The 2,507-nt window shown below is 72.0% G+C and carries 3 protein-coding genes; 1 reads left to right on the top strand and 2 read right to left on the bottom strand.

The window, feature by feature from the left end:
• Positions 1-50: 50 nt before the first annotated feature.
• Together ABT300_RS43140 and ABT300_RS43145 are read right to left on the bottom strand one after the other, a co-directional pair.
• The gene (locus ABT300_RS43140; RefSeq protein ID WP_351688384.1) at positions 51-629 is read right to left on the bottom strand and encodes a DUF3017 domain-containing protein; all 579 of its coding nucleotides are present in this window, start codon (positions 627-629) and stop codon (positions 51-53) included.
• On the bottom strand, positions 619-1,473 hold the full coding sequence (locus ABT300_RS43145; protein WP_351688387.1) for a bifunctional methylenetetrahydrofolate dehydrogenase/methenyltetrahydrofolate cyclohydrolase: 855 nt from the start codon (positions 1,471-1,473) through the stop codon (positions 619-621). Before ABT300_RS43145 ends, ABT300_RS43140 begins: the two co-directional genes overlap by 11 nt.
• A gap of 282 nt (positions 1,474-1,755) precedes the next feature.
• Between ABT300_RS43145 and ABT300_RS43150 the strand changes: the two genes are divergently transcribed.
• Positions 1,756-2,358, top strand: coding sequence for a hypothetical protein (locus tag ABT300_RS43150; RefSeq protein WP_351688390.1), 603 nt, complete (start codon positions 1,756-1,758; stop codon positions 2,356-2,358).
• Positions 2,359-2,507: the final 149 nt, after the last annotated feature.

The raw sequence follows: 2,507 nt of genomic DNA on the forward strand, positions 1-2,507 counted from the left end.
GCCCGTCCTCTTCGGGGGATGAGGACGGGCCGCCGTGCGTCTTGGCGCCGTCAGCTGCTGCTGACCGTGAAGTGCAGGGTGTCCTTGAGGAACGGGATCTGCAGCCACGGGTCCGGCTGCGCCATCAGCGCCAGCAGGACGATGACCGTGCCGAGCACGCCGTACGTCACGATGTCGGTGAACCGGGAGCGCACGGCGAGCATGCCGACGCCTGGCAGCGTCCAGCGCAGGCCCGCGCCGGTCAGCAGTCCGACGCCGATCAGGATCGTGCCGACCCGGAACACGTCGAGCGCGGTCACCAGCAGACCGAGCGCGACGATGCCCAGCACCACGATGATCGGCCACTGCCGGGCGGCCAGCGCGTCGCCGGGCGCGGCCCGCCCGGCGCCCTCGGGACGTGCGGTGTCCCGGGTGAACTTGGGGAAACGGCGGGTGGTGCGCCGCGGCACGCCGTCGGCGTCGGGCGCACTGACCGGGTCCCGCACCTCGATGTCGTCGCCGGCGCTGTCGATCCCGCCGTCGATCCCGCCTTCGGGCCCGTGGTCGAGCCCGTCGGCGGCCCCGTCGGCGCTGCGGCCGCCGCTGCCGTCCATGTCGTCGGTCTTCCCGAAGACGCCGTCAGCCGACACTGCGCTCCGCCGCCTCGACCACGTTGACGAGCAGCTGGGCGCGGGTCATCGGGCCCACCCCGCCGGGGTTCGGGGAGATCCAGCCGGCCACCTCGCGCACGTCCGGGTGGACGTCGCCGACGATCTTCCCCTCCGCGTTGCGGGAGACGCCGACGTCGAGCACGGCCGCGCCCGGCTTGACGTCCTCGGCCCCCACCAGGTGCGCGGAGCCGGCGGCGGCGACGATGACGTCGGCCCGCTTCAGGTGCGCCGAGAGGTCACGGGTGCCGGTGTGGCACTGGGTCACCGTCGCGTTCTCACTGCGCCGGGTCAGCAGCAGCGGCATCGGACGGCCGATGGTGACGCCGCGGCCGACGACCACGACCTCCGCGCCCTTGATCTCGACGCCGTACCGGCGCAGCAGCGTGAGCACGCCGTTGGGGGTGCAGGGCAGCGGGGCGGGCTCGTTCAGGACGAGCCGGCCGAGGTTCGTCGGGTGCAGGCCGTCGGCGTCCTTCGCCGGGTCCATCAGCTCCAGGATCCGGTTCTCGTCGATGCCCCTGGGCAGCGGCAGCTGCACGATGTAACCGGTGCAGGCGGGGTCGTCGTTCAGTTCGCGGACGACCGCCTCGATCTCCTCCTGGGTGGCCGTGTCCGGCAGTTCGCGCTGGATGGAGGCGATGCCGACCTCGGCGCAGTCACGGTGCTTGCCGGCCACGTACTTCTGGCTGCCGGGATCGGCGCCGACGAGGATCGTGCCGAGTCCGGGCGTCACGCCCTTCTCCTTCAGCGCCGCCACGCGGGCGGTCAGATCGGACTTGATCTCGGCTGCGGTGGCCTTGCCATCGAGAATCTGGGCGGTCATGGTCCCATCCTCGCGGATGACGGCCTCCCGGTTCCAATCCGGGAATCCCGTCCGGGGCGAAGAGGCGGAACCGGCAGGTGTGCGGAAGTGATCGTCGATGTTGCACTTGCACAACACATGCCCTTTGCCGCGGAATGCGGCTGGACAACAAACCGGCCATTGCAGAACGATTGACGGCACAGTGCCGCGGGCAGTACCGGGGGGACGAACCGCATCTGTAGAACCTTCCTCCGAGCCAGGCCGCGCGTCCCCGCACTCGAATGCAACGGAGGAAGGACCGCCATGAGTTTCGGCGACCCGAACAACCCCTACGGCCCGCCCCAGGGCCAGCCGCCCGGCTACCCGCCGCAGGGCCCGCCGCCCCAGCCCGGCTACGGCTACCCCACCGCTCCCCAGGGACAGCCCGGCTACGGCTACCCGCAGGCCCCGCCCGTCCCCCAGGGGTACGGCTACGGCGTCCCGCAGGAGATGCCCGGACTGGTGAAGACCGCCCGGGTGCTGCTGTTCATCGTCGCCGGGTTCCAGTTCCTGGCCGGCGTGTTCATCGGCATCCTGGCGGGCGCCGCGCAGGACACGTCCAACGCGTTCGGCTCCGGCGACGACAGCAGCGCGGCGACCGGCATCGTCATCGGGGTCGCGCTGCTGATGCTGGTGCTGGGCAGCCTGTCGATCTTCCTGGGCGTCAAGTTCAAGACGGGCCGCGGCGGCATCCGCGTCACCACGATCGTGTACAGCTCGCTGATGATCCTGGGCAGCCTCGCCAACATCGTGAACGGCGCCGGTGGTTCGGGCACCTTCGGCGGCGTCATCTCGCTCGCCTTCGGCGGCATCATCCTCTCCGCGATGATCAGCGGCGGAGCCTGGTTCAGCCGCCCGCGTTACTGACCGCGGGCGCGCTCTCGGCGCGAGCGGGGACGGCTACGGCATGACAGGAGAAGGGGGGGGGGGCGGGGGGGGGGCAGGGCCCACCTAAGTCGAGCGGCCCCCGCCCCCCCCCCCCCGGCGCCCCCCGCGGGCGGGGCGGCGGAAGCAGA

This window comes from Streptomyces sp. NPDC001027, from assembly GCF_040299045.1.
Taxonomy (GTDB): domain Bacteria; phylum Actinomycetota; class Actinomycetes; order Streptomycetales; family Streptomycetaceae; genus Streptomyces.

Coding starts and splice junctions, on each gene's coding strand:
- ABT300_RS43150 (WP_351688390.1), top strand. CDS start 1,756: ATGAGTTTCGGCGACCCGAACAACCCCTACGGCCCGCCCCAGGGCCAG.
- ABT300_RS43145 (WP_351688387.1), bottom strand. CDS start 1,473: ATGACCGCCCAGATTCTCGATGGCAAGGCCACCGCAGCCGAGATCAAG.